Origin of the sequence: Thermomonas sp. (assembly GCF_041919455.1) — a bacterium.
GTDB lineage: Bacteria > Pseudomonadota > Gammaproteobacteria > Xanthomonadales > Xanthomonadaceae > Thermomonas.
This window is the reverse complement of record NZ_JAYRTQ010000011.1, coordinates 1-25,782: the sequence shown is the minus strand read 5'-3', so window position 1 is coordinate 25,782 and position 25,782 is coordinate 1. Positions and strand designations below refer to the sequence as shown.

Annotated in this window: 27 protein-coding genes and 1 other RNA gene; 9 read left to right on the top strand and 19 right to left on the bottom strand. The window is 67.5% G+C overall.

Annotated features, from left to right (window positions below; genetic code table 11):
- Window positions 1-7 precede the first annotated feature (7 nt).
- The 12 genes from ACE3T8_RS09480 to ACE3T8_RS09425 form a co-directional block, all read right to left on the bottom strand.
- A complete protein-coding gene (locus ACE3T8_RS09480) occupies window positions 8-1,009 on the bottom strand; it encodes a DNA polymerase III subunit delta' (protein ID WP_374608960.1) in 1,002 nt (333 codons plus the stop codon).
- A gap of 2 nt (window positions 1,010-1,011) precedes the next feature.
- A complete protein-coding gene (gene tmk / locus ACE3T8_RS09475) occupies window positions 1,012-1,671 on the bottom strand; it encodes a dTMP kinase (protein WP_374608796.1) in 660 nt (219 codons plus the stop codon).
- A complete protein-coding gene (mltG, locus tag ACE3T8_RS09470; protein ID WP_374608794.1) occupies window positions 1,668-2,726 on the bottom strand; it encodes an endolytic transglycosylase MltG in 1,059 nt (352 codons plus the stop codon). Before mltG ends, tmk begins: the two co-directional genes overlap by 4 nt.
- Window positions 2,723-3,541: an aminodeoxychorismate lyase gene (gene pabC / locus ACE3T8_RS09465; protein ID WP_374608792.1), complete on the bottom strand. Its 819-nt coding sequence runs from the start codon at window positions 3,539-3,541 to the stop codon at window positions 2,723-2,725. Before pabC ends, mltG begins: the two co-directional genes overlap by 4 nt.
- Before the next feature lie 100 nt (window positions 3,542-3,641).
- Window positions 3,642-4,991: an aminodeoxychorismate synthase component I gene (locus ACE3T8_RS09460; protein ID WP_374608958.1), complete on the bottom strand. Its 1,350-nt coding sequence runs from the start codon at window positions 4,989-4,991 to the stop codon at window positions 3,642-3,644.
- Between the two features lie 49 nt (window positions 4,992-5,040).
- Window positions 5,041-6,279 carry a beta-ketoacyl-ACP synthase II gene (fabF, locus tag ACE3T8_RS09455; RefSeq protein WP_374608790.1) on the bottom strand — a complete coding sequence of 413 codons (1,239 nt, stop codon included), beginning with the start codon at window positions 6,277-6,279 and terminating at the stop codon, window positions 5,041-5,043.
- A 106-nt stretch (window positions 6,280-6,385) separates the two neighbouring features.
- Window positions 6,386-6,625 carry an acyl carrier protein gene (acpP, locus tag ACE3T8_RS09450; RefSeq protein ID WP_187551688.1) on the bottom strand — a complete coding sequence of 80 codons (240 nt, stop codon included), beginning with the start codon at window positions 6,623-6,625 and terminating at the stop codon, window positions 6,386-6,388.
- Window positions 6,626-6,737: 112 nt separating this feature from the next.
- Window positions 6,738-7,484 (bottom strand): 3-oxoacyl-ACP reductase FabG, encoded by a 747-nt coding sequence (gene fabG, locus ACE3T8_RS09445; protein WP_374608787.1) that lies wholly within the window; start codon window positions 7,482-7,484, stop codon window positions 6,738-6,740.
- Entirely contained in the window at window positions 7,481-8,431 is a 951-nt protein-coding gene (gene fabD / locus ACE3T8_RS09440; RefSeq protein ID WP_374608785.1) for an ACP S-malonyltransferase, read from the bottom strand. Before fabD ends, fabG begins: the two co-directional genes overlap by 4 nt.
- A gap of 235 nt (window positions 8,432-8,666) precedes the next feature.
- Window positions 8,667-9,656: a beta-ketoacyl-ACP synthase III gene (locus tag ACE3T8_RS09435; protein ID WP_374608783.1), complete on the bottom strand. Its 990-nt coding sequence runs from the start codon at window positions 9,654-9,656 to the stop codon at window positions 8,667-8,669.
- Between the two features lie 182 nt (window positions 9,657-9,838).
- Window positions 9,839-10,033, bottom strand: coding sequence for a 50S ribosomal protein L32 (rpmF, locus tag ACE3T8_RS09430; protein WP_187551685.1), 195 nt, complete (start codon window positions 10,031-10,033; stop codon window positions 9,839-9,841).
- Window positions 10,034-10,093: 60 nt separating this feature from the next.
- A complete protein-coding gene (locus tag ACE3T8_RS09425; protein ID WP_374608956.1) occupies window positions 10,094-10,606 on the bottom strand; it encodes a DUF177 domain-containing protein in 513 nt (170 codons plus the stop codon).
- A gap of 122 nt (window positions 10,607-10,728) precedes the next feature.
- Between ACE3T8_RS09425 and ACE3T8_RS09420 the strand changes: the two genes are divergently transcribed.
- Both ACE3T8_RS09420 and ACE3T8_RS09415 read left to right on the top strand, forming a co-directional pair.
- The gene (locus ACE3T8_RS09420) at window positions 10,729-11,094 is read left to right on the top strand and encodes a hypothetical protein (RefSeq protein WP_374608781.1); all 366 of its coding nucleotides are present in this window, start codon (window positions 10,729-10,731) and stop codon (window positions 11,092-11,094) included.
- Between the two features lie 2 nt (window positions 11,095-11,096).
- A complete protein-coding gene (locus ACE3T8_RS09415) occupies window positions 11,097-11,675 on the top strand; it encodes a nucleoside triphosphate pyrophosphatase (RefSeq protein WP_374608954.1) in 579 nt (192 codons plus the stop codon).
- Here ACE3T8_RS09415 and ACE3T8_RS09410 read toward each other — a convergent pair.
- Entirely contained in the window at window positions 11,672-13,492 is a 1,821-nt protein-coding gene (locus ACE3T8_RS09410) for an ArnT family glycosyltransferase (RefSeq protein ID WP_374608779.1), read from the bottom strand. The genes ACE3T8_RS09415 and ACE3T8_RS09410 overlap by 4 nt on opposite strands.
- A 65-nt stretch (window positions 13,493-13,557) precedes the next feature.
- Here ACE3T8_RS09410 and ACE3T8_RS09405 point away from each other — a divergent pair, with 65 nt between their 5' ends.
- The 5 genes from ACE3T8_RS09405 (at window position 13,558) to ACE3T8_RS09385 (ending at window position 18,392) form a co-directional block, all read left to right on the top strand.
- A complete protein-coding gene (locus tag ACE3T8_RS09405) occupies window positions 13,558-14,508 on the top strand; it encodes an AAA family ATPase (RefSeq protein WP_374608777.1) in 951 nt (316 codons plus the stop codon).
- A 1-nt stretch (window position 14,509) separates the two neighbouring features.
- Entirely contained in the window at window positions 14,510-15,466 is a 957-nt protein-coding gene (locus ACE3T8_RS09400; protein WP_374608775.1) for a DUF58 domain-containing protein, read from the top strand.
- Window positions 15,459-17,414, top strand: coding sequence for a DUF3488 and DUF4129 domain-containing transglutaminase family protein (locus ACE3T8_RS09395; RefSeq protein ID WP_374608773.1), 1,956 nt, complete (start codon window positions 15,459-15,461; stop codon window positions 17,412-17,414). The genes ACE3T8_RS09400 and ACE3T8_RS09395 overlap by 8 nt, the downstream gene beginning before the upstream one ends.
- 76 nt (window positions 17,415-17,490) lie before the next feature.
- A complete protein-coding gene (locus ACE3T8_RS09390; RefSeq protein ID WP_374608772.1) occupies window positions 17,491-17,976 on the top strand; it encodes a Slp family lipoprotein in 486 nt (161 codons plus the stop codon).
- Window positions 17,973-18,392 (top strand): ACT domain-containing protein, encoded by a 420-nt coding sequence (locus ACE3T8_RS09385; protein WP_374608770.1) that lies wholly within the window; start codon window positions 17,973-17,975, stop codon window positions 18,390-18,392. Before ACE3T8_RS09390 ends, ACE3T8_RS09385 begins: the two co-directional genes overlap by 4 nt.
- A 6-nt stretch (window positions 18,393-18,398) precedes the next feature.
- On the opposite strand, the gene ACE3T8_RS09380 is transcribed toward ACE3T8_RS09385, so the two are convergent.
- From ACE3T8_RS09380 to ffs, 5 genes are all read right to left on the bottom strand, one after another.
- On the bottom strand, window positions 18,399-18,749 hold the full coding sequence (locus tag ACE3T8_RS09380) for a histidine triad nucleotide-binding protein (protein WP_374608768.1): 351 nt from the start codon (window positions 18,747-18,749) through the stop codon (window positions 18,399-18,401).
- Window positions 18,750-18,759: 10 nt separating this feature from the next.
- Window positions 18,760-19,383 (bottom strand): recombination mediator RecR, encoded by a 624-nt coding sequence (recR, locus tag ACE3T8_RS09375; RefSeq protein WP_374608766.1) that lies wholly within the window; start codon window positions 19,381-19,383, stop codon window positions 18,760-18,762.
- Between the two features lie 127 nt (window positions 19,384-19,510).
- A complete protein-coding gene (locus ACE3T8_RS09370; RefSeq protein ID WP_374608764.1) occupies window positions 19,511-19,831 on the bottom strand; it encodes a YbaB/EbfC family nucleoid-associated protein in 321 nt (106 codons plus the stop codon).
- A 37-nt stretch (window positions 19,832-19,868) separates the two neighbouring features.
- Window positions 19,869-21,596: a DNA polymerase III subunit gamma/tau gene (gene dnaX, locus ACE3T8_RS09365; protein WP_374608762.1), complete on the bottom strand. Its 1,728-nt coding sequence runs from the start codon at window positions 21,594-21,596 to the stop codon at window positions 19,869-19,871.
- A gap of 316 nt (window positions 21,597-21,912) precedes the next feature.
- Window positions 21,913-22,009: signal recognition particle sRNA small type (gene ffs / locus ACE3T8_RS09360), an RNA gene on the bottom strand.
- Window positions 22,010-22,233: 224 nt separating this feature from the next.
- On the opposite strand from ffs, the gene ACE3T8_RS09355 reads away from it, so the two are divergent.
- Both ACE3T8_RS09355 and ACE3T8_RS09350 read left to right on the top strand, forming a co-directional pair.
- Complete coding sequence (locus ACE3T8_RS09355) at window positions 22,234-23,448, top strand: tyrosine-type recombinase/integrase (protein WP_374608761.1); 1,215 nt, start codon at window positions 22,234-22,236, stop codon at window positions 23,446-23,448.
- Window positions 23,441-25,024, top strand: a complete 1,584-nt coding sequence (locus ACE3T8_RS09350; protein WP_374608759.1) for a helix-turn-helix transcriptional regulator — start codon at window positions 23,441-23,443, stop codon at window positions 25,022-25,024. The genes ACE3T8_RS09355 and ACE3T8_RS09350 overlap by 8 nt, the downstream gene beginning before the upstream one ends.
- A 22-nt stretch (window positions 25,025-25,046) precedes the next feature.
- On the opposite strand, the gene ACE3T8_RS09345 is transcribed toward ACE3T8_RS09350, so the two are convergent.
- Window positions 25,047-25,718, bottom strand: a complete 672-nt coding sequence (locus tag ACE3T8_RS09345; RefSeq protein ID WP_374608952.1) for a MobA/MobL family protein — start codon at window positions 25,716-25,718, stop codon at window positions 25,047-25,049.
- Window positions 25,719-25,782 lie beyond the last annotated feature (64 nt).

Here is a 25,782-nt window from a genome sequence, read left to right as displayed (position 1 = left end):
TTGGACATCAGCACCAGGCAAGCAATGATTCGGCCACTGCAAGGTCGGCGCGCACCGTGCTGCGCAACAGGTCGCGCGCGCGGTTGGCGGCGTCGAACCGCGCGGCCAGCGTGCGGGTTGCGGCCGGATCGGTCAAGCCCGCGGCCTGGTGCAGAGCGAGGTCCGCCAGGTGTTGCAGGCGCTCGCCGGCACGGCCATCCGCCACCCAGCGCTGCGCGACCTCACCCACGGCGGCTTGTCCGCGCCCCAGCGCCTGCGCGTCATCGGCCACCGCACGACGCAGCGCCAGGCCATCGCCCGAGGCCCAGGCATCGGCCAGTCCGGGATGCCCGCGCGCGGCGTCCAGCGCCTCGCCCGCCACCTTCGTCGCATGCCCCCGCGACAGCAGCCACGCCAGGGCTTCCTCGCGCGGCGGCAGGCGCACGTCGAGGCGCTGGCAGCGGCTGCGGATCGTCGCCGGCAGGCGCGCGGGATTGGACGACAGCAGCCACAGGTAGCGGCCCGGCTGCGGTTCCTCCAGCGTCTTCAGCAAGGCGTTGAAGGCATTCCAGTTGATCGCGTCGGCGGGGTCGACGATCACCACCTGCGCGCCACCCAGTTGCGGTGTCAGCGACAGCTTCTCGGACAGCGAGCGGATCTGTTCGATGACCAGCTCGGCACGCATCCTGGGCGGGGCCGGCTTCAATTTCCATTCGTACCCGACCATCAACAGGTCGGGATGCGCACTGTGGCCCCACGGATGCGAAAGCGTGCCGTCGGGACGCGTTTCCAGCGGGTCGTATTGCGCGCGCGCGGCGAACAGCGAACAGCCCTTGCACGATCCGCACGGTTCGCCATCCGCGTTCGGCGAGCGGCACAGCACGCGCCGCGCCAGGTGTTCCGCCAGCACGCGCTTGCCGATCAGAGCAGGCCCGGTGATCAGCGTGGCGTGGCCGAAGTGGCCGCCGTCGACCGCCGCGGTCGCATGGTCGTAGGCGCGTTGCTGCCACGGGCTCAGGGCCGGCAACAGGCTCACCGCAGCCCCTCGCGATAATCGGCCAGCGCCGACAGTGCAGACGCCGCCACGCTTGCCGCGTCCGGGCTCGCATCGATCACCCGCAAGCGATCCGGATGTTGCGCGGCGCGGGCGAGGAAGCCGTCGCGCACCCGTTCGAAGAAGCTGTCGCGCTCGCGCTCGATGCGGTCGGGCACGCTGCCGCCCAGCAGGTCGCGCCCGCGGGTGCGCTCGCGGCCATGGGCCACGCCGAGGTCGAGCAGCAGGGTCAGGCCGGGCTCGATGCCGACGACACGTTGCTCGAGCTTGGCGATGAAATCTTCGTCCAGCCCCCGCCCCGCGCCCTGGTAGGCATAGCTGGAATCGGTGAAGCGGTCGCTGATCACCCAGGCGCCGCGCTGCAGTGCCGGCAGCACGACCTCGCGCACATGCTGCGCGCGCGACGCGAACATCAGCAGCAACTCGGTTTCCGCATGCACCGGTTCGCCGGTGCCGCCCAGCAACAGGTCGCGGATGCGTTCCGCCAGCGGCGTGCCGCCGGGCTCGCGGGTGCTGACGACCTCATGGCCATCGGCCAGCAAGGCCTCGCGCAGGGCGGACAGCACGGTGCTCTTGCCGGCGCCCTCGCCGCCTTCGATGCTGAGCAGGCGCGGCTGGCGTTGCAGCGTCGCGGTCACTTCGGTGCGGCCTGGCGCTGCGCGCGGTAGCGCTGCACGTATTCGCGCACCGCGGCGTTGTGCGCCTCAAGCGAGGCCGAGAACACATGCCGGCCGCTGCCGTCGCCGACCGCGACGAAATACAGCGCATCGCCGTTCGCCGGATTGGTGGCGGCGCGCAACGCGGCCTTGCCCGGCATCGCGATCGGGGTCGGGGTCAGGCCCGCGCGGGTATAGGTGTTGTACGGCGTGTCGGTGGTCAGGTCGCTGCGGCGGATGTTGCCGGCATAAGCCGCGCCCATGCCGTAGATGACGGTGGGATCGGTCTGCAGGCGCATGCCGATCTGCAGCCGGCGCACGAACACGCCGGCGATGGCGGGACGTTCCTCGGCGATGCCGGTTTCCTTCTCGACAATGGACGCCAGGGTCAATGCTTCGTTCGCATTCTTCAGCGGCAGGTCTTCGGCGCGCGCGGCCCAGGCCTCGTCCAGCGCCGCCTGCAGTGCCTTGTGCGCACGCTTGAGCAGGTCGAGGTCGGTGTCGCCCTTCACCCATGCGTAGGTCTCAGGCAGGAAGCGCCCCTCCGGATGCTGCCCGGGGTGCCCGAGCGCCTTCATTAGCGCAGCATCGTCCAGCCCCTTCGAGTCGTGTTCCAGCCCATCCACCTTCGCCAGCGCGGCACGCACGTCGCGGATGTTCCAGCCTTCCACGATGGTGAAGTTGCGTCGCACCACCTTGCCGTCGCGCATCGCCAGCAGCAGCGCGCGCGGCGTCGTGTCGGGCGCCAGCGCGTATTCGCCGACCTGCAGCTTGCCCGCCGCGCCGGTCTGCCGCGCCAGAACCTGCCACTGCACGCGGTCGCCGGTGTCGATGCCTTGCGCCTGCAGGGTCCGCAAGACCTTGTCCAGCGAATCCCCGCGCGCCACGATCAGGCTCTCGTCGGGTTCAATGCCGGCCAGCGGCGCGTCGGCGAACCCCTGGTAGCGCTGCCAGTACCAGGCGGCTACGGCCAGGCCCGCCAGCAGCAGGACCAGCAGGAAACGCAGGAAGGCACCACCAGAAACGTGCTGTTTCATGCCGGTTCCCGCGATTCGGAAAACATCGGATACGCCATCGCCAATCGCTTCCGCAGGTCGGCCACTGCGGGATGCGGCGGCCATGCGCGCGCATCGAGTGCGTGCACCGGCAGGATACCGCGCACCGCGTTGCAGAGCGCCAACGCCTCGGCCGATTCGACATCGTCCATCGAGAGTGTGGCGACCTCGAGCAGGCCTTCATCGAGCAACCAGCCACGCAGCACGCCGGCCACGCCGCAGGCATCGAGCGGCGGCGTGGACCAACGGCCATCGCGCAGCACCAACAGGTTGGCCGAGGTCGCGCACACCGGGTTGCCGGCCATGTCGCGCATCAGGCCTTCGTCGCAGGACGCCCGCTCGGCGTCGGCACGACCGAGCACCTGTTCCAGCCGATTGCAGTGCTTGATGCCGGCCAACGCAGGCTGCATCGCCAGGCGCGTCTCGCAGGCATGCAAGCGCAGCGCGCCCTGCGGTGTAGGCAATGGCAGCAGCGACAGGCTCCATGTCGGCGCGGCGTCGAGCGGCGGCGCATAGCCACGCCCGCCTTCGCCGCGGGTCAGCAGCAGTTTGAGCACGCCGCTATCCACGCCCGCGGTCAGTTCGGCGATGCGGGCTTCGACGAACGCGAGATCGGGCATCGCGATGCCGAGCCGTCCCGCGCCCTCGCGCAACCGCACGAGGTGGCGTTGCCACATCGGCAACTCGCCACGATGGACACGCATGGTCTCGAACAGGCCATCTCCATAGTTCAACCCGCGGTTGGCGATCGAAACCGTATCCAGACGATCGCGACCGATGTATGCGGCGGATGTCATGGGGTTCGACTCACAAAGCGAGTATCGGGGAGTGCCCACGCAATTGCGTGGGCGTGAGTCGAACCCCATGGCGTCCGCAACCGGCGAGCGTGCACGCCCTTCATTCGACGCCCAATGCGCGCAGCATGCCGCGCGCCTTGGCCCGCGTTTCGTCCAGCTCGCGCTGCGGGTCGGAGTCGATGACGATGCCGGCACCGGTGCGGAAACGCAGCGCGTGGCCTTCCACTTCGCCGCTGCGGATCAGGATATTCAGGTCCATGTCGCCGTTGCGGTTGAGCCAGCCCATTGAGCCGGTATACGCGCCGCGACCCGTGCCTTCCAGCTCGGAGACGATCTGCATGCAGCGGACCTTCGGGCAGCCGGTGATGGTGCCGCCCGGGAACACCGCCGCGATCACCTGGCCCGGGGTCGCAGCGGGCAACAGGGTGCCGCGCACGTTGCTGACGATGTGGTGCACATGCGCGTAGCTTTCGACCGTCATCAACTCGTCGACTTCCACGCTGCCCGGCACGCAGACGCGCCCGAGGTCGTTGCGCTCCAGGTCGATCAGCATCACGTGCTCGGCGCGTTCCTTCGGATGTCCGATCAGTTCGCTGATGCGTGCGGAATCATCCCCATTGCCATCGAACCGCGGGCGGGTGCCGGCGATCGGGCGGGTCTCCGCGACATCGCCATGCACCGACACCAGCCGCTCCGGCGAGGCGCTGACCACGCTGCCCACGTCGGTGCGGAAGATGCCGGCGAACGGCGCGGGATTGTGGTCGCGCAGGCGCTGGAACAAGGCCGCGGGTTCAAGAGGCGCATCGAAGCGCGCCGTCCAGCCGCGCGACAGGTTGACCTGGAACACGTCACCGGCCGCCAGGTAGTCGAGCACGCGCTGCACGCCATCGACATAGCCTTGCGGGGCGTCTTCCCCGATGCCTGCAGGCGGCTGCCAAGCCGGCAATCGCGGCAACCCGCGCGCGCGTTGGACATCGTCCGCAACGCGATCCAGCCAGTCGCCCGCAGCGGTTTCGGCGATCGCGATGCATTCGCCCGTCACGCGATTGCGCAGGACGGCGGCCGGGCAACGCAGCGCACAGGCGACCGGCAACGTCCCGACCGAGCGTGGCAATCGCAGGACCGGCTCGACCTGCTGCGCGAGTTCGTACCCCAGCAGCAGCGCCCAGCCGCCACGGAACGGCAGCGTGTCGGCATCGTCGCGCGGAAGCCGTTCCTCCTGCCAACGCGCATCGAGCACGTCGAGGAATTGTCCATGAAGGCTTGCGCCATCGTGGTCGCGGACCACGCCATCGCGATGCAGCGCGAACGATGCGCCATCGTGCGCAAGCAGCATGTCCCAGCGCCCATGCGCGCCGGTCGCGCTGGATTCCAGCAGCACCGGATAGCGCGCCGGATCCAGGCGATGCAGGTCGAGCAGATCGAAGTCGGCGGCAAGCGGTCGATTCAGCACGCTGTCATCCCGCCATCCCGGTGTTCACCGGAACAACGGCCTCGCATCAGATCCGCTTGAATACCAGCGTGCCATTGGTGCCGCCGAAGCCGAAGCCGTTCGACACCACCACGTCGACCTTCGCTTCGCGCGCGACATTCGGCACGTAATCGAGGTCGCAGCCTTCGCCAGGCGTTTCCAGATTGATCGTCGGCGGGATGATCCCGGTTTCGAGCGCCTTGATGGTGTAGATCGCTTCTACACCGCCGGCCGCGCCGAGCAGGTGGCCGGTCATCGACTTGGTCGAGCTGACCATCGTCTTGTAGGCGTGGTCGCCGAGCGCTCGCTTGATCGCCAGCGTTTCCGCCAAGTCGCCGAGCGGCGTGCTGGTGCCATGCGCATTGAGGTAGCCGACCTCGTCGGCGTTGATGCCGGCGTCGCGGAAGGCCATCGCCATGCAACGTGCCGGGCCTTCGCCGTTCTCGCTGGGCGCGGTCATGTGGAAGGCATCCGAGGATGCGCCGAAGCCGGCCAGCTCGCAGTAGATGCGCGCGCCGCGGGCCTTGGCATGTTCGTATTCCTCCAGCACCAGGATGCCGGCACCGTCGCCGAGGACGAAGCCATCGCGACCCGCATCCCAGGGCCGCGAGGCCGCGGCGGGGTCGTCGTTGCGCGTGCTCATCGCCTTCATCGCGCAGAAGCCGCCCATCGAGGTCGGCGAGCTGCCGCGTTCTGCGCCTCCGGCGAACATCACGTCGGCGTCGCCGTACTGGATCATGCGCATCGCCATGCCCACGGAATGGTTCGCCGTGGCGCAAGCGGAGACCGCGGAGAACGTGGGGCCCTTGATGCCGGTCAGCAGCGACAGCTGGCCCGGCAGCATGTTGATGATCGTGCTGGGGATGTAGAACGGGCTGATCTTGCGCACCCCACCCTCGTGCAGCTTCACCGAGGTTTCCTCGATGCCCCAGATGCCGCCGATGCCGGCACCGACCAGCGCACCGATGCGCTCGGCATTCGCTTCGGCCACCTGCAGCCCGGAATCTTCCAGTGCCATCAGCGAGGCGGCCACGCCGTAATGGATGAAGTGGTCCATCTTCTTCGCGTCCTTCGGGTTCACCCAGCGGGTGACGTCGAAGTCGCGTATCTCGCCGGCGATGCGGGTCGGATAGGTGCTGGCATCGAAGCCGGTCACCGCACCGATGCCGGAGCGGCCGTTGACGATGCCGTCCCAGTTGCTCGCCAGGTCGTTGCCCAGCGGCGAGACGATGCCCATTCCCGTGACCACGACGCGTCGTTTCGACATGGCGATTCCCTTATTCGTTGCGATGGTGCCGTGGTGCGGATGTTGCGATGGTGAAAACGCACGGGGCCGCATCAGCGGCCCCGGCGTTGCGACTCACACGGGCGAATCAAGCCTTGACGTGGGCCTTGATGTAGTCGATCGCGGCCTGCACGGTGCTGATCTTCTCGGCCTCTTCGTCCGGGATCTCGCACTCGAACTCTTCCTCGAGCGCCATCACCAGCTCGACCGTGTCGAGCGAGTCCGCGCCGAGATCCTCGACGAACGACGCGCTGTTGCTGACGTCCTCTTCCTTGACGCCCAGTTGTTCGATGACGATCTTCTTGACGCGCTCTTCGATGTTGCTCATGTCTCGGTGCTCCTCAGGGGGCGGTTTCGTGGCTAGTGTACGAGAAAGCCGGCTGGCGTTCCCGGATGGATCCATGGCAATGGGGCCGCCCGCGGCACCCACGCCGCGAATGCTACGGCATGTACATCCCGCCGTTGACGTGCAGGGTTTCGCCGGTGATGTAAGTGGCACCGGGCCCGGCCAGGAAGGCCACCGCACGGGCGATATCGGCTGGTTCGCCGAGGCGGCCCAGCGCGATCTGGCCCAGCATCGCCTCCTTCGCGGCCTCCGGCAGGTCGGCGGTCATGTCGGTGGCGATGAAACCGGGGGCCACGACATTCACGGTGATCCCGCGCGAGCCGATCTCCTTCGCCAGCGACTTGCTGAAGGCGATGATCCCGGCCTTGGCCGCAGCGTAGTTGGCCTGCCCGGCATTGCCGGTCACCCCGATCACCGAGGCGATGTTGACGATGCGACCCTTGCGCGCCTTCATCATCCCGCGCATCACCGCCTTCGACGCCCGATAGACGGAAGTGAGGTTGGTGTCGAGGATGGCTTGCCAGTCCTCGTCTTTCATCCGCATCAGCAGGTTGTCGCGGGTGATGCCGGCGTTGTTGACCAGGATCGAGATGCCGCCGAACTCGCTCGACACCGCATCGACCAGGGCCTCGATGCTGCCGGCCTCGTTGACGTTGAGCCGGCGGCCGTGGCCGCCAGCCGCTGCCAGCCGATCACCGATCGCCTGCGCGCCTGCATCCGACGTGGCGGTGCCGATCACGGTCGCGCCGAGCGCGGCCAGTTCGTCGGCGATCGCAGCGCCGATCCCGCGCGACGCGCCGGTGACCAGCGCGACTTCACCCTTCAAGACAAACTCGCTCATGCATTCCATTCCTCGATGGCGCCGGCGAATTCGGCCGGCGTGCCCAATGCGCGTGCATCGAGCGATTTGTCGATGCGCTTGGCCAGCCCGGCCAGCACCTTGCCCGGCCCGCATTCGCCGATGCGGCCGACGCCGCGCGCGGCCAGCGCCTGCACGCAGCCGGTCCACTGCACCGGCAGGTAAAGCTGGCGCACCAGTGCGTCGCGGATCGCATCCACGCTGTCGTGCGCGGTCGCGTCCACGTTCTGCACGACCGGCAGCGAAGGCATCTGCCAGCGCAAACCGGACATCGTTTCTGACAGGCGGTTGGCCGCGTCGCGCATCAGCGGCGTATGCGACGGCACGCTGACCGCAAGCTTGATCGCCTTGCGCACGCCACGTTCGGCGAGCATCGCCAGCGCGGCGTCGACCGCGGCTGCGTGGCCACCGATCACGATCTGCCCCGGCGAATTGAAATTGGCCGGCACCACGACTTCGGCGGCGGAGACGGCTTCGCACACCTCGAGCACCAGCGCGTCATCGGCGCCGAGGATAGCGGCCATCGCGCCGGTGCCGGGAGGCGCGGCGTCCTGCATCAGCTGCCCGCGGATGCGCACCAGGTGCGCACCGTCCTCCAGCGACAGCGCACCGGCCGCGACCAGCGCGGTGTATTCGCCCAGGCTATGGCCAGCGAGGACGGCCGGGGCCGGACCACCGCTGGCCTGCCACGCACGCCAGACCGCCACGCCTGCGGCCAGCAACGCCGGCTGGGTGTATTCGGTGCGGTTGAGTTGTTCCTCGGGCCCGGCCTGCGACAGCGCCCACAGGTCGACACCGGCGCCCTGCGAGGCCTCCTCGAACGTCGCCTTCACGCCGGGATGCAGTTCCGACAGTTCGGCCAGCATTCCGACCGATTGCGAACCCTGGCCAGGAAAGACCAGGGCAAGTTGGGAGGGGGCTTCGCTCACGCGGCATCGGGCATGCAAGTGCCCGTAAATTCAAGGGATGCGCATGATACGAGCAATTGCTCTAGCGCGTCTGTACCGGGGCGTATTGGGGCTTCTCGCGGCGGTCGCCCGCGCCGCCAGTCCGCCGCCCCGATGCGTGCGAACATCCTGTTCGACGCATCGTCGCAGGCCATCCATGCCCTGCTTGCGGTCGCACCGGCAGCCCGGACGCCCGCTTACAGTTGGTTCGTTGAGATCAGTAGCGCAGCAGCGCCGAGCCCCAGGTGAAGCCGCCACCGAAGGCTTCAAGCAGCACCAGCTGGCCGCGCTGGATCTTGCCGGCGCGCACGGCTTCGTCGAGCGCCAGCGGCACCGAGCCGGACGAGGTGTTGCCGTGGCGGTCGACGGTCACGACCACCCGCTCCATCGGCATGTCCAGGCGCTTGGCCGTTGCTTCGATGATGCGCAGGTTGGCCTGGTGCGGAACCAGCCAGTCGATCTCGTGGCGATCCATGCCGTTCGCCTCCAGGGCTTCCTCGACGACGGAATCCAGCGCCTTCACCGCATGCTTGAACACCTCGTTGCCGGTCATCAGCACGCGCACGCCGGCGTTCTTTTCCTCGGGCTTGAAACCGACCGAGACACCGACCGGGTTCCATAGCAATTCCTTCTTGCCGCCGTCGGCATGCATGTGGGTGCTGAGGATGCCGGTCTCCGCATCGGCCTTGAGCACCACCGCGCCGGCACCGTCGCCGAACAGCACGCAGGTGCCGCGGTCGTTCCAGTCCAGCATCCGGGTCAGGGTTTCCGAGCCCACCACCAGCGCGATCTTCGCCGCGCCCGAGCGGATGAACTTGTCCGCGATGGTCAGCGCGTAGATGAAGCCGGAACAGGCCGCATTGACGTCGAACGCCGGGCAGCCGTTCGCGCCCAGCTTGTGCTGCAGCAGGCAGGCGCTGGACGGGAAGATCAGGTCGGGCGTGGTGGTGCCCATGATGATCAGGTCGATGTCGGCCGCGGTCACGCCCGCCGCTTCCATCGCGCGCAATGCGGCGTGGTAACCGAGGTCGGAGGTGGTCTCGCCCTCGGCGGCGACATGGCGTTCGCGGATGCCGGTGCGGGCCACGATCCATTCGTCGCTGGTCTCGACGAATTCGGCCAGGTCGGCGTTGGTCAACACCTTTTCCGGCAGGTAGCTGCCGGTGCCGGCGATACGGGAATAGACGCGGCCTTGGCTATCGCTCATGCGTGCGGTCCTGGCGAATCGGGGTTGTGAAGACCGGACACCATAGCGCGTGCGGCCAACGGGAAGCGGCATCCGTACCGCGATGCGGATGGGGGAAGCCGACACCCACCGCAGAAACGCCAACGGCCGCGCACGTGGCGCGGCCGGGCGTCATCCAGCAAACACGACCTTGCGGCCGCGGATCACTCTTCGTCGGCGACCTTGGTCTTCGGCGCGATGACCTGCTTGCCGCGGTAGTAGCCGTCGGCGGTCACGTGGTGGCGCAGGTGGGTCTCGCCGCTGGTCGGGTCGGTGGCCAGCTGCTTGGCGGACAGGGCGTCATGCGCGCGGCGCATGCCACGACGGGACGGGGAAACGCGGGACTTCTGGACGGCCATGGTGCAACTCCAAATCTGAAATGGATCACTGCGAACGGCGCGCGGCGATGCCGCGCTCAATCAATCATCTTTCTTCCACCCGGACAACGCCGCGAACGGGTTGGCTTGGGCGATTTCCTCGACGGTGGGCGCGAAATCGCGCTCGACCGCCTCGGCATCGGGCGACACCGGCACCACCGGCAACGCCAGAATCAGTTCATCCTCCACCAGCTCGGCCGGGTGCAACATCCCGTCGGCCTCCACCAGCAATGCTTCGTAGTCCGGCGGCAGGGCCGCTTCATCGGCCTCGTCGAGGATCAGGCCCAGGCGCTGCACCAGTTGCACCGGCAACAGGAACCGACGCAGGCTGCTCTGGCATTCCAGTGGCAGTTCCGCCTCGATCCGCAGTTCGGCGAACGGCACCTGCAGGGCATCGGTGTCGAACGCCAGCGTGTAGCGGACGTCGCCATCGGGTTCGAGCAGGCTGCCGCGCAACCGGGACATCGCCGCAAGCGGAATCCGGCCCTCGAATTCGCGCCGCGCCGCGACCATCCGCCAAGCATCCACGTGTTCGGGCACCCGGCTGTTCGGCATGTCGGACATAAGCCGGAAAATGTTACGTGGCGTGGCCGACACTGTCAAATCAAAGCGCATGCGTGCGCAGGACGGCCATGGGCCGGTTTGCCGACCGGATGACGCTCCTTCAGACTCGCCCCATGCACGAAATCCTCCTGCTCCTGCTGGTGCTTGCCGCCGGGATCGCCCTTGCGATGGCTTGGCGGATCCGCCAGCGCAGCCATGCCCGTCGCCAGGCGATCCGCGCGGTGCTGGACGCCGCCGATGCGCTCGAGGCCCGCCTGCGCACCGCGCGCGAAGAGATCGAGGCGGTTGCCGGCGACCATGAGAACCCGGTCCGCGGCGCCATGCAGGACCTGCTGCGCCAGCGGCTGTGGTTGCAGGATCATGCGATCACCGCGGAACTGGCGCAGTTGGACGGCGTCCGCGCTTCGCTGGACAGCGCGCGCGCCAGCCTGGACCAGCAACTGCAGCGGATCTCGATGGCGCGCGCCGGCACCGCGTGAGCATGCCTCGCCTGGTCCTGGCCTCCACGTCCCGATATCGCCGCGAGTTGCTCGACCGGCTGCGGCTGCCCTTCGACGTGGCCCGCCCTGATGTCGACGAGACGCCCCTCGCCGGCGAATCACCCCATGCGTTGGCAAACCGGCTCGCCGTGGCCAAGGCGGGGGACGTGGCGCGTCGACTGGGCGAAGACGCGTGGGCATTGGGCTCGGACCAGGTTGCCGACCTCGACGGCCTGCCGCTTGGCAAGCCGGGCGGGCGCGACGCCGCGATTGGCCAACTGCGGGCAATGTCGGGACGTGTCGTCCGTTTCCACACCGGCATCTGCCTCGCCCATGCCGATGGGCGCGCCTTCGCCGAATCCGACATCACCGAGGTCCACGTGCGTACGCTGACCGACGCCGAGATCGAGCGCTATGTCGATGCCGAGCAACCCTACGACTGCGCCGGCAGCTTCAAATCCGAAGGCCTCGGCATCACCCTGTTCGACGCGATCGACAACCGCGATCCGAGCGCCCTGGTCGGGCTGCCATTGATCGCGACCTGCCGGTTGCTTCGGCAGGCCGGCTTCGTCCTGCCCTAGCGCACCACGACCAGCTGCGCCGGCCAGTCCTCGGCGCTGCCGTCGGCGCCGTGCAGGCGCAGCCCCAGCCAGTGCCGGCCTGGCGAGAGGCCGGCAACCCGCGCACGGAAATACACGCGCGGATGATTCGGATCGGTGCTGCCCTTCCAGAAATCGGCCACGCCCGCATTCGCCTCGCCATAGCGCGCAGGTGCGACGACGCGTCCATCCACGAGGATGTCGACGCCGCGCAAGCCCACGCCATCCTTGAATGCCCAGCCGGCGACATCGAAGGCCTCACCCACCCCTGCGGATGGCGACGGCGCGTCGAGGAATGCCAACGCCGGCGTGGTACATGGCCCATCGCGGCGCATCGTTCCCAATTCGAACAACAGGAAGCGCTGCCGGCCGTGGTCGATGTTGAGCGCGCGCGGCGGCGGTAGCGACCCGACCTGTTCGCACAACCGGTGGTAGTGGGACAGCAGGTCGCGGAAATCGACGTCGTTGCTGCTGGCGACCAGCAACAGCGGCACATCGCCAAGTGATTCGCGTGACGCATGTTGAAGATCCCACAACGCCAACTGCGGCGCGCGACCATGCTTGTGGTTGAGCGGATGGTCGAGCACCGCGATGTCGGCATCACCGCGGGCGAAGCCGAGTTCGGCGGCGATCTTGAAGTTGCCGGCCAAGAGCCGCGTGCCGGGCGGCATCGTTGCGAGCGTGGCATCGACCTCGCGCGCCAGCACGTCCCAGCCGGCGAAATTGGTGGGATGGAAATTTCGCGATGCCGCCTGCTCCCGCAGCGACGGCACCGAGGCGGCCACGTAGAACGCCAGCACCGTCGCCAGCCCGACTACCGCGAAGGCCCATGCAGCGATGCGCCAGCCGCGATGCCAGCGCACGAGCACGGCAGGCACCAGCGGCAGCAAGGCGATGTAACCCGGCAACGGCCAGTGGAAGCTGGCGCGCTCGCGGTCGGCGAAGAAGCCCAATGCCAGGAAACCCAGCACGATCATCGCGCCCGACAACGCCAGGTAGCGCACGCCCGGCCGCGCATCGCGGACACCACGCCAGGCCGCGACGACCATCGCCACCAGCAACAGCGGCGTGGCCAGCAGCAACTGCATGCGCCCGAGGCGAAACCCTTCGCCGCTGAACTGCCAGGGATGGCGGTCCACCAGTTGGAAGCGCAGGCCCGCATCCGCGTTGTGCAGGTTCCAAAGCAGCAGCGGCAACCAGGCCAGCGCGCCCACCGCGATCGCCACCCAGGTCCAGCGATTGCGCAGCGCGGCGCGCCCTTCGCGCAAGGCCAGCAAGGCGAACAGCCCGACCGCGATCACCGCGGCGAAGCGGTAATGGCTCAACCCGCCGATCACCAGGCCCAGCGCCAGTTCGCCCGCGGCGAAGGCGTCGACCCGGCGCAGCAGCCGCAGCCCGGCATCCAGGCAGAGCACGCTGGCCAGCAGGAGTGGCGCATCCGGCAAGGCCAGCAGGCCCAGCGTGCCCGCCAGCGGCAGCAGCACGGCCAGCGACCCCGCGTGCCAGCCGCTGCGGGCATCCAGTTCGCGCGCGGTCATCCGCGCCACCAGCCACGGCACTGCCGCGCCGATGATCAGGAAGGGCAGGCGCAGGACCAGCAGATTGCCGGGGGCAATGGCGTCGCCGATGCGGGCCAACCACGCGCTCAGGCCCGGCAAATCCGAATACGCCCATGCCAGATGCCGGCCTTCCTGCCAGTAGAAGGCTTCGTCCACGAACAGCGGCAGGCGCGCCGCCACCACCAGCTTGATCGCGAATACCGCCAGCCACAGCACGAGGAACCCGCGCCTTGCGGCCATCGCGTCGTTCGCCTCCCGCATCCACCCGACCTCGCTACACTCGCGGCAACCTACCGAGGTTTCCAATGTCCGCATCCCCGGCGCCCGACGCGATCCTACCCGAAGCCCTGCGCGCGGCCCTGCGCGATGCCCAGGCTCAGGTGAACACACTGGTCCTCGGCAAGCCGCAGCAGGTGCGGCACGCCTTCGTCGCCCTGCTGGCAGACGGCCACTTGTTGATCGAGGACCTGCCCGGGCTGGGCAAGACCACCCTGGCGCATGCGATGGCGGCGACGCTTGGACTCGGTTTCGCCCGCGTGCAGTTCACCTCCGACCTGCTCCCGGCCGACATCCTCGGCGTGTCGGTGTACGAGGCGCAGGCGCGCCGTTTCGAATTCCATCCCGGGCCGGTGTTCAACCACATGCTGCTGGCCGACGAGATCAACCGTGCACCACCGCGCACGCAGAGTGCGCTGCTGGAGGCGATGGCCGAGCATCAGGTCAGCATCGACGGGCGCACGCATGCCCTGCCCGATCCGTTCCTGGTGATCGCCACCCAGAACCCGGTGGACCTGGCCGGCACTTATCCGCTGCCGGATTCGCAACTGGATCGCTTCCTGCTGCGGCTTGCGCTGGGTTATCCGGATGAAGCGACCGAACGCGCCCTGCTGGCCGGCAGCGACCGCCGCGAATTGATTGCGCAGGCGGCGCCATTGCTGGATGCCGAGCGCATCCTGGAATTGCGCCGCGCAGTGCAGGCCGTGCATGCCAGCGATCCGCTGGTGACCTACGTGCAGGCGCTGGTCGGCCGCAGCCGCCGGCATCCTGGCGTGCGCGTGGGCCTGTCGCCGCGCGCAGGGTTAGCCCTGCTGCGCGCCGCACGCGCGCATGCGTTGTTGCTCGGCCGCGGGCATGCGGTCCCGGAAGACGTGCAGGCGCTGTTCGCCGCGGTCGCCGAACATCGCCTGGTCGGCGAGGCCGATGCGTCGACCACCACGCTGGCGCGCGAGATCCTGCACGCGGTCGCCATCGACTGAGATGCGCGACGCGTTGCGCCGCCGCCTGCAGTCGTGGATGCGGCCCCGCCAGCCGGAGCCGCTGCCGGTGCTGCTGCGGCGCAATCGCATCTACGTGCTGCCGACCGCCACCGGCCTGTTCTTCGGCGTGTTGCTGGGCACGATGGGCCTGGGGGCGCTGAACTTCAACAACAACCCGGCGCTGCTATTGGCCCTGCTGCTGGCCGGCGCCGCGCAGGCCAGCCTGATCGCCGCGCACATGCAACTGTCGGGTGTGCGCCTGCTGGCGGTGTCGGCGGATCCGGTCGCCGCGGGCGAAGAGTTGCACCTCAAGATCGCCCTGGACACCGTCGATGCGCGCGTCCGTCGCGGCCTGCGCGTGGCAGCGGCGGACGATGCTGTCCACGCCACCCTCGACAACCACGGCACCACGGTCGAGCTGCGCCTGCCAACCCAGCGCCGCGGCTGGCTGGTGTTGCCGCGGCTGGAACTGGCCACCGTGCAACCGCTGGGGCTTGCCCGCGCGTGGTCCTACGTCTGGCCGAACCAGTCGGTGCTGGTGTACCCGGCGCCCGAGGCGCAAGCCCCGCCGCTGCCCACGCCAGCCGGCGGCAAGGGACGCCCGCGCCCGGCGCGCGCCGGCGACGACGTCCACCACCTGCGCAACTATCGCGCAGGTGATACGCCGCGTTCGGTGGCGTGGAAGGCCTCGGCACGCCGCGACGTGTTGCTGGTCCGCGAATACGAGCAGCAACTCAACGGCGAACTGGTGCTGGACTGGCAGGCCACCCACGGCCTGCCGCACGAGCAACGGATCAGGCGGCTCGCCCGCTGGGTGGACGATGCCGAGCGCGAGGGGCGCCGCTACGGCCTGCACCTGCCGGGCCAGCCAGTGATCGCGATGGGCCTGGGCGCGCTGCAACGGCATCGCTGCCTGCGCGCGCTCGCGCTGCTGCCGGGCGAGGCTGCGCATGGCTGAGCGTACGCCTTCGCCACCCATGCAACCCGCGGCTCGCCGCCACGTGCTGCTGGCCACCGCGACCTGCCTGTTGCCGCTGCTGCTGCAACTGCCGCCGGAACTCGGCCTTGGTTTCGGTATCGCCGCCGTGCTGGTGGCGGCGGCCTCGTGGCGGCGGCCGCTCCACGCGGTCTTCCGCATCCTGCTGGGCATTGGCGTGTTGCTTGCTGTGGTCGCGGTCTCGCCGGGGATCGGCCGCGACACTGCTTGCGCCCTGCTGGCGGGCATGCTGGCGCTGAAGCCGTCCGAAACCATATCCCTGCGCGACGGCCGCAGCCTGGTCGGCTTCGCCCTGTTCGCGCCGTTCGCCACGTTCCTGCTCGACCAGGGCCCACTCAGCCTGGTGCTGGCGCTGGCCGCCGTGCTGCTGGCGCTGCTCGCTTTGCAAGGCCTGGCCCGCGATGAAGCGGGGGTGCGCAAGGCGGATGGCCGGCGCTGGTGGTCGGCATCGACCGGCGTGCTGCGCCTGCTCGCGCTGGGTCTGCCGCTGGCACTAGCCGCGTTCTGGCTGTTCCCGCGCCTGCCCTCGCCGCTGTGGGGCCTGCCGGAGCGTGCCCTGGCCAAACCCGGCCTGTCCGACACCATGACGCCGGGCGGGTTCCTGGAGCTGATGAACGACGATAGCCCGGCGGCGCGGGTGCAGTTCTTCGGCGCCGAACCGCGGCAGCAGGACATGTACTGGCGAGGGCCGGTGCTGTGGGAGTTCGACGGCCAGACCTGGACCCAGGCGCACTGGCTACAACCCGCACCGGCCGCAGCGATGCGCCCGTCCGGGCCCGGCTGGGACTACCAGCTCGACCTGGAACCGACCGAATCCCGGCAGATGATCGTGCTCGACCTGCCGACGGTGGTGCCGGAGAACGCGCATGTCAGCATCGACTTCAGCACCTGGAGCGACACGCCGCTCAACAACGTCTCGCGCTGGCGGATGCGCTCGGCGCCTCCGGCCGCTGCAGAACCCGACCTGCACCCGATGCTGCGCGACCGCGCCCTGCGCCTGCCGCGCGACTTCAACCCGCGCACCCTGGCGCTGGGCCGGCAATGGCGGCGCGAGGCCGGGCGCGATGCCACCGGCGTCGCCGATGCCCGCATCGCCGACCGCGCGCTGGCGTGGATCGCCCGCGAGTTCGCCTACACCCTCGACGTACCGCTGGCCGGCGGCAACGAGGTCGACGATTTCCTGTTCGAGCGCAAGCAGGGCTATTGCGAGCACTTCAGTTCGGCGTTCGTGGTGCTGATGCGCGCCGCAGGCGTCCCCGCACGCGTGGTCACCGGCTACGCCGGCGGCTATCGCAACCCGATCGGTGGCTACTGGCTGGTGCTGAACTCCGACGCGCATGCCTGGGCCGAGGTCTGGCTGCCGCGCCGCGGCTGGGTGCGGGTGGATCCGACCGCGGCGGTCGCGCCGGAGCGCGTCTACGACACCCTGGCCGACCGCCAGCCAGGGCGGATCGGCGCGTTCGACGGGTTGGTGCCGATGTTCAATGCCGGCGACTGGCTGCGCCGTGGCTGGAACGACTTCGTGCTGGGCTTCAACGCGCAGCGCCAGCAGGACCTGCTCAAGCCGTTCGGGCTGGGCAAGCTGGAGGGTCGGCATCTGATCCTCTTGTTCTCTCTGCTGGCCGGACTGGCGCTGGCCTGGATGGCGTGGCTGATCGCCCGCGGAGAGCGCGAGCGCGACCCGCTGCTGCGTGCCTGGCACCGACTCGACGCGCGCTATCGCCGGCTCGGTCGCGGTCGCGCGCAACACGAGCCTGCGCAAGCCTGGGCCGAGCGCGTCGCCGCCGACCAGCCCCGCGCCGGCGAGCATCTCGCTGTCCTGGGCCGCAGATTCTCCGATGCGCGCTATGCGGCCAGCGCGGAGGCACGCGAACGACTCATCCGGGACCTCGACCGCCATCGCCCGTGACGCGACCTTGATCGTCGCCTGCTACCTTTCCGGCCGCACGCTGTCGTTCCGCATATCCGCACCTTCCGGAGCCACCATGACCCGCCGCCTGATCGCCACCGGCATCGCCACCGTCCTGCTGGCCGCCTGCGCCACCCAACCCAAACCGTTGCAGGGCCAGTTCGATGCGCTCACGCCGCACCAAGCCGTGGTCGGCGACCACACCGGTGCCAGCGTGCGCTGGGGCGGGCGGATCATCCGCACCGAACCGCGCCCGGACCGCACCTGCTTCGAAGTGATTTCGACCAAGCTCAATACCGATGGCCGCCCGGTCTGGGCCAGCGACGACACCTGGGGCCGCTTCATCGCCTGCCGCACCGGTTTCTACGATCCCGCCCTGTTCGAACCCAACCGCGAAGTCACCTTCACCGGGCGCATCGAAGGCTACGAAAAACGCAAGGTCGAGGGCTATGCCTACGACTTCCCCCGCGTCGCCGCGGATGTGATCTACCTCTGGCCGAAGCGCGAACGCGTGGACGTGGTCACCCGCCCGTCTCCCTGGCCGTGGGCTTGGGGCTGGTGAGCGAGGTCGACACCGGCGGAATCCACGACCTTGACCGGCTGTTGGCGGAGATGCGCCCGTTGCTGCACGCGGGTCGCTATGCGTTCACCACGTTGCCGCCGGGCAGAACCATCGATCCCGCGCAGGTGGTCGCCTCGATCCGCGAGACGGAAGGCCTGTCCGTCGTATTGACCGAAGCCGATGCGCTCGCCCTGGACCTGCCGATCGCCTTCCTCGCCGCATGGATTACCCTGGAGGTGCATTCCGACCTTGCAGCCGTCGGACTCACCGCCGCGTTTTCGCAGGCATTGGCGCAGGCGGGGATCGGCTGCAACGTGGTGGCCGGCACCGTGCACGATCATCTTTTCGTCCCCGCCGAACGAGCGGCGGATGCGATGGCGGTGTTGCAGGCGCTGCAGGAAGACGCAGCGGGCTGATCGCCCTCAGGCGGGCGTGCCGAAGCGTCCCAGCGGCGCACCGGCCAGCAGGTGCAAATGGATCTGGAACACGGTCTGCCCGCCGTCGCCATTGCAGTTCATGACGATCCGGTAACCGTGCTCGGCAAAGCCCTGCGCTTGCGCATAGCGCGCTGCCGCGGTGGCGAGCCGGCCCACCACGATGGCCTGTTCGTCCGGCACGTCGTTGAGGGTCGCGAAGTCGCTTTTCGGCACGAACAGGACGTGCACCGGCGCTTGCGGGGCGATGTCGCGGAAGGCGAACAGGTGTTCGTCCTCGTAGACGATGTCGGCCGGGATCTCGCCGCGGCGGATCTTGTGGAAGATGGTCTCGCTCATCGACTCGTCCTCAGTTGCGTTCGCCATGGGCGCGTTCGTCCAGGATCTCGCTGCGGCTGCCGAACGCATGCGACAGCGTCCCGCGATCCACGTATTCCAGCTCACCACCCAGCGGCACGCCATGGGCGAGCCGGCTGGGATGCACGCGACGCGCGCGCGCGAGTTGCGCCAGGTAATGCGCGGTGGCCTCGCCTTCCACGGTCGGGTTGGTGGCGACGATCAGTTCCTGCACCTCGCCTTCTTCCAACCGCTGTGCCAGCCGATCCAGCCCGAGTTCGCGCGGGCCGATGCCGTCGAGCGGGCTCAACCGGCCCTGCAGCACGAAGTACAGCCCGCGGAAGCCGGTCGCCTGCTCGATGGCCAGCCGGTCCGCCGGGGTTTCCACCACGCACAGCAGGTGCACATCACGCGCACTGCTGGCGCAGGTGGGACACACCGCGGTTTCGCTGAAATCGCGGCAGCGCTCGCAATGGCCGATGTGCTCCATCGCCTCGGCCAACGCATCGGCCAGCCGACGCCCACCATCGCGCTGGCGCTCGAGCAGATGGTAGGCCATGCGCTGCGCCGACTTCTGGCCGACGCCGGGCAGCACGCGCAGCGCATCGATGAGTTGTTCGAGGAGGGAGGTGGTCATGCGGCTGCGAAGCTCTTGCGCACATGGATGTGCGCACGCGGCGCGCCACGCGCGGCGCGCGAGCGGGCGAAAACCACGTTTTCCGCCCGCGGAACGAATGCGGCGGCAGGATGCCCCGTCATTCGCACTAGAACGGCAGTTTCATGCCCGGCGGGATCGGCATGCCGGCGGTTGCCTCGGCCATCTTCGCCTGCGAGACCTGGTTGATCCGGTTGACCGCATCGTTGAACGCCGCGGCGACCAGGTCCTCGGCCATCTCCGGATCAGAGAACAGCGACGGGTCGATGCGCACCTTGCGGCAGTCCATGCGCCCACCCAGGGTCACGCTGACCATGCCGCCGCCGGCATTGCCGGTGGCCTCGAGCGCGGCGATCTCGTCCTGCGCGCGCTGCATGTTTTCCTGCATCTTCTGCGCCTGCTGCATCAGCTGGGCGATGTCTCCACGCATGTCGTCGGTCCTGTCTTCGTGTATCGGTCGGGATGGATCAGGCGTCGCCGAGCGGGCGGATCGAGTCCGGCAGCACCTGCGCGCCATGCACCTGCACCAGGCGCTGGATCGCGGGGTCGGCGGCGAAGCCCTGCTCCGCGCCCGCCTGGCGCATGTCGCGTTCACGGCTGTTGCGCACGCTGGCGGTTTCGCCGCGCGCCGGGCCGGATTCGAAGCGCAGTTGCACGTTGCCGCCCAGCAGGCGCGACACCGCATCGCCCAGTTGCAGCACCAGGCTCGGCGACTTCAAGTGCTCGTGTTCGGTGGCCAGCGACAGCCGCAGCACGCCATCGGCATGGGCCAGGAAGGCCGCGTGTTCGGCCAGCATCTTCGCCGGCCCGCGCAGGCTGCTGCGCGCGACCAGGTCCAGCCAGTGCTCGCTGTCGGTGACCAGCAAGGTATTGGCGGGAAGCGGTGCTGCTGCCACGACTGGCTCGACAACCCGCAGCGGCGGTTCCGCCACGCGCGCGGGCGGCGCGGGTTCGCGAATCGGCTCAGGCAAGGACACAGGTGCAGGCGACGCCTTGGCGGCGACAGGCATGCTATCGGCCATCACCGCGCGCGCACGTTCCGCAGCGGCGCTGCGCTCTTGCGGCGACGATGACGATGCGGCGACCGGTTTCGGTGTCGATGCCTGTACGCCTGCGGTCTCCGGCCGGAACGCGAGCATCCGCAGCAGGCTCATCTCGAAGCCGCTGCGTGGACTCGGCGCATAGCCGAGGTCGCGACGCCCGTTCAAGGCCATCTGGTACCAGAGCTGCACCAGTTCGGGACGCAATCGGGTGGCCAATGCTTCGACATCGATCGCATCGCTGGCGACTTCGACGCTGGGCACCAGCTGCTTCACCTGGATGCGGTGCAAGGCCTCGGACACCGCATCCAGCACGCTGCCCCAATCCGGCGAGAACTCCGCGAGTTGGGCGGCCTCGTCGAGCAGGCGTGCGCCATCGCCATCGGCCAGCGCGGCCAGCAACGCCTGCACGCGGTTGCGGTCGACGGTGCCGAGCATCGTCGCCACCGCCGCGCCATCCAGCTTGCCGCCGGTGTAGGCGATCGCCTGGTCGAGCAACGACAGCGCGTCGCGCAGGCTGCCGTCGGCGGCATGCGCCAGCTGGCGCACCGCCGCGTCATCGGCCTCGATCCCTTCCGCGCCGAGGATCTTCCCGACCTGCCCGCGGATCTGCGCTTCGTCCAGCCGCTTCAGGTTGAACTGCAGGCAGCGGCTCAACACCGTGACCAGCAGCTTCTCCGGATCGGTGGTGGCGAACAGGAACTTGACGTGCCCCGGCGGCTCTTCCAGCGTCTTCAGCAGCGCGTTGAACGCGGGCTTCGACAGCATGTGCACTTCGTCGATCAGGTAGACCTTGTACTTGCCGCGCGACGGCATGTACTGCGCGTTCTCGATCAGCTCGCGGACGTTGTCCACGCCGGTGTTCGAAGCGGCGTCGATCTCCAGCAAGTCGATGTAGCGGCCGGCGTCGATCGCCAGGCAGGTCTCGCATTCGCCGCAAGGATCCGCGCTGGTGCCCTGCTCGCAATTCAGCGACTTGGCGAAGATCCGCGCGATCGTGGTCTTGCCGACGCCGCGCGTGCCGGTGAACAGGAAGGCATGGTGGACGCGGCCTGTCTGCAGCGCATTGGTCAACGCGCGCACGACGTGTTCCTGCCCGACCAGTTCGGCGAAACGCTTGGGTCGCCACTTGCGGGCGAGGACGAGGTAGGACATGCCCGCATTGTCGCATGCAGCGACGTTCCGCTTCGATGAATCCGAGCCCAGAAAACGTGTGCCGCGATGCGCTAGCTCTTGATCTTCACCCCCCTTGAGTCAAGGGGGTGGCGCGCAGCGCCGGGGGTTCTGGAAGAACGAGCCGGGGCCCAATGATTTGCGCAGCAAATCTTGGGATTCATGGGCGGAGCCCATGGATAGCCCCCTTGGCAAGGGGGCGCTCGCGCTGCGAGCGGGGGATCGGAAGTACGAGCCGGGGCCCGAAGTTTGCGACGCAAACTTTGGGATTCATGGGCGGAGCCCATGAATGGCGATGGCCCCGCCGGCTGACCTCGGCGCCCGCGTCAGTCGATACCGTTGCTGCCTTCCGGCCCTGGCGGAGTTTTCGACCTAGCGTCGCGAGGGGCCGACGGGGCCACCATGGAGACGTACGTTCGCGACGATGCAGCGTGAAAATGGCGGAGAGAGGGTCCGTGTTTTAGGGTCCCAAGCGCCCCCAACCCCTCACAAATCCATCGCGTAAATCATTGATCTGTCGCGAGTTGTGAGTTCTTGGGTTCCCAAACCCTCACAACCGAGCCCATTATAACCGAAATTCTAATGGTAGAGTGGATGGTAGGAACGAAAAGTCTCCGCCATGCCCAAGAAGGCCAAAGAGCTTAGCGCGCTCGAAGTCAGCCGGCTAACCAAGCCAGGCAACCATGCCGTGGGCGGAGTCTCCGGCCTGTACCTCTACGTCAACGAAGCCCAAGGGCGTTCCTGGGTGCTGCGGGTGATGATCGCCGGGCAACGGAAGCACCTTGGCCTTGGTGGCTACCCTAGCGTCACGCTGGCACAGGCACGCGAGAAAGCTCGGGCCGCCAGAGAGCAGGTCGTCAGCGGGATCGATCCCATCCACGAGCGCAAGGCGGCCGCCAGTGCATTGCGTGCCCAGCAGGCCACGCGTCGAACCTTCAGCGAGGTGGCAACCGCCTACATCGCGTTCCAGGAGCCGGCGTGGAAGAACGCGAAGCATCGCGGGCAATGGACCAGCACACTAGAGACGTACGCCTTCCCCGTCATCGGCCAACTCTCGGTCGATGCGATCACAGAGCACCATGTCATCGCGGTGCTTGAGCAGATCTGGACGACCAAGAGCGAGACCGCATCCCGACTCCGAGGGCGCATCGAAAGCATCCTGGATTGGGCGCGAGTCCGCGGCCACCGAGAGGGGGAAAATCCGGCGCGCTGGAAGGGACACCTGGACAAGGTCTTCCCGGCGCAAAGCCAGGTCCATCAGGTGCGGCATTTCCAGGCCATGTCTGTCGCCGACACTCCCAAGTTCCTGGCTCGCCTTGCGATGCAGGACGGCACAGGCGCTTTGGCACTGCGGTTCCTGATCTTGACCGCCGCTCGTAGCGGCGAGGTGCGTGGGGCCGAATGGACAGAAATCGACTTCGAGCAGGCGATCTGGACAATCCCCGCGTCGCGCATGAAGGCAAAGCGCCAGCACCGCGTACCGTTGAGTGATCCTGCCCTGCAAGTGCTGAGAGAGGCGCGTGATCGTCTGGTAGCACGCCCGACGAGCCTGGTCTTCAGCAGCATCAAGGGTGGCGCGCTTTCGGACATGAGCCTGACCGCAGTTATGCGTCGTATGGACGTGGATGCAGTGCCTCACGGATTCCGTTCCACCTTCCGGGATTGGGTCGGCGAGTACACCCAGTACCCGAGTGACCTGGCGGAGATGGCCCTCGCCCACGTCCTGCCGAACAAAACGGAAGCTGCCTACCGCCGAGGCGACGCCCTTGAGAAGCGCCGGGGCATGATGGATGCTTGGGCGACTCATTGCCTCTCGGCAGAAGCCCATGGCTGAAAGCACCGATCGCCATTTCCTGCGCCCGCGAGAATTGCTGTCCGCGACCAAGATCGATTTCTTCGACGCGATCAACCTGGTGATCTACGCCAAACTCCCCTTGGTTTCAGTCCTGAAGGGACGAGGCCTCATCGCCGGGTACCTCCGACGTGATGAAGCAGGTGGCATTAAGCCCTTGAGATCGTTCCATGGAGAGGGTGAACTCCTCGAACGATACGCCCACCAGATCGATCGCCTCACGTTTCCGGTAGGGCCGTTCGTCTACGAGCCCTTGCTCGATCACATGAGCCGGGCGAAGGAGTATGCATTGCCGTACTTCTTCCATGAGCACCACCTGATGGTGGATAGGCGTCGCCGGGCGGCGCTCTTCGCACTGCAGTACAAGGATCTGCAACGCGATGTGATGAACGGCAACGTGAGTTTGCAAATGACTGACGCGGAGCTTGCGTCAATTCCCGTCGCCGGGAGTTGGATGACAAACGACACCCTCAAAGCACATTTGCGCAAGACAGGGGTAATACCATGGTGGGAGAATGAAGCGAACCTCTCGTCCCATGTCTTGCTTGAACGCATGGTTCTGAGCGATTCACTCACGAGGCCGCCGATCTCCACGCCTAGCGAGGCAGCGCAGGCACCACAACGCCTGTCAGAGCCGTTCAGTCCTCGCTGGACAGAGCCCAAGAATCAAACCCATGGCCCCGCCAATACCCCCGAAACCACCAGCGAAGGCCCTACGTCTCCAGAGTCCGAGGGCATCCCACCATCGCCACCATTCAATCGAGGGCTCCTGCAACGCATCCTGGCTGCCGTGGCACCAAACGTGGGCTCCGACGGAGCAAACAGCACAAGACACCATGAAGCATCAGGTGAGGCTAACCCGACCAAGGCAAGGGGTACGCAAACGAGCTCGGTTCCGGATCAGCAGCAGGAAGGTATAGCGCCCAAGATCGAAATTGTCAGCAATCAGCTTCCGGATGCTGACAAGCGGAGTGAGGCAATTTCGGTGGCGGTGAGACTCATCACCCCTCCGATCCCACCGGAGCATGAGGCGTACGACGAGCAGCAGGCTCCTTCGTTCCTGTTGGCAGAGAAACTATTGAGGCACTCGCGATTCAGGAGCGGCGATCAACAGGCACCACCAAGAATCCAAGATCCCACCTTGTCCTTTAAGGCGTCAGACCGCCTCCACATCCCCGCAGATTCGCTGGTTAGCCCAGTAGTGGCTGCAGCTCCTAGGGAGAAGGAGAAAGCCACAACCACTGAATCGCCCCTTCCCGACAAACATCATCAGCAAGTAGCTACTGGCAAGAATGACATCGATTCAGTGAAGAGGGATTCGAGCGGGCAACATGGGTTGGGTCACCAATCCCAAGCGTCGCCGGATCAAGCAGATCCGTACGCCGATGAAACCCTTATGACGAGAGATGAAGTTGCCGAGTTCTTAAATCGGCACGTCAACTCCGTGGACAACTATCGAAAGCAACCGGACTTTCCAGAGCCTGTCTACATCGGAGACAGCCCGATGTGGAAGCGAGGGGAGATTCGAAAGTGGAGAGATCGCAAGCCAGCGAGGTAAAGCTTGTGATCCCTAGGATCGCTCACGCGGTCTTGCCCGGGCGGCCAGCGACATGGGCGGACTTCGCTTTTTCCGACATCTCCCGAATTCGTGCTGGCCCTAGGTACTTCTCGGCCTCCCTGGATTCGCCACGCGCCGTTAGCGTCCGGTGGTCAACTCTTACGTCGTGACCGTGCATCGCCAAGTGTTCGTTGATGGTTTCAGATGCCAACTTGCGCATCCCAATAAGTGCATCACGCATCTCCATGCGATTCCGTCCACCGCTGGATTTCCTGCGCCCGCCCAGGCCGGGCTCTTTGGCGTTCGGGCGCTTGAAGAAAGTGTCGGCTGGCCGATCAACCCCGTCATCGACCCGATCCGACGTCATGAGGTGGAGGTGGGGGTTCGCTTCCCCTGCGATCGATGACTTGGGAGCGTGGATGGCGTACTGATGGGGCTTGCCCAGCGCGAGCTTCGACACCAGATCGACGGCCAACACCCTGTTCTGCTCATCAGTCAATTCGTTCGGCAGAGAAATGGTCACTTCGCGGTACACCGCACCGTTCTTGCGCTCGTATTTCTCTGCCGCTTTCCACAGGACTTCCGGCGCACCTCCTGTCCAGTCAGGCAAGTTGCCGTGCCCAGAGGCGACCTGAACCGCCCCGGGAATCCCGGAGACTCGTTGGTGTGAGTCACGCCGCCATGGCGAGTTCACGCTGCTGTTGATGGTAAACGGCTTCTGCTTCCGCCGGCGGGATGTTCCCGATCGGCCCCAGTAA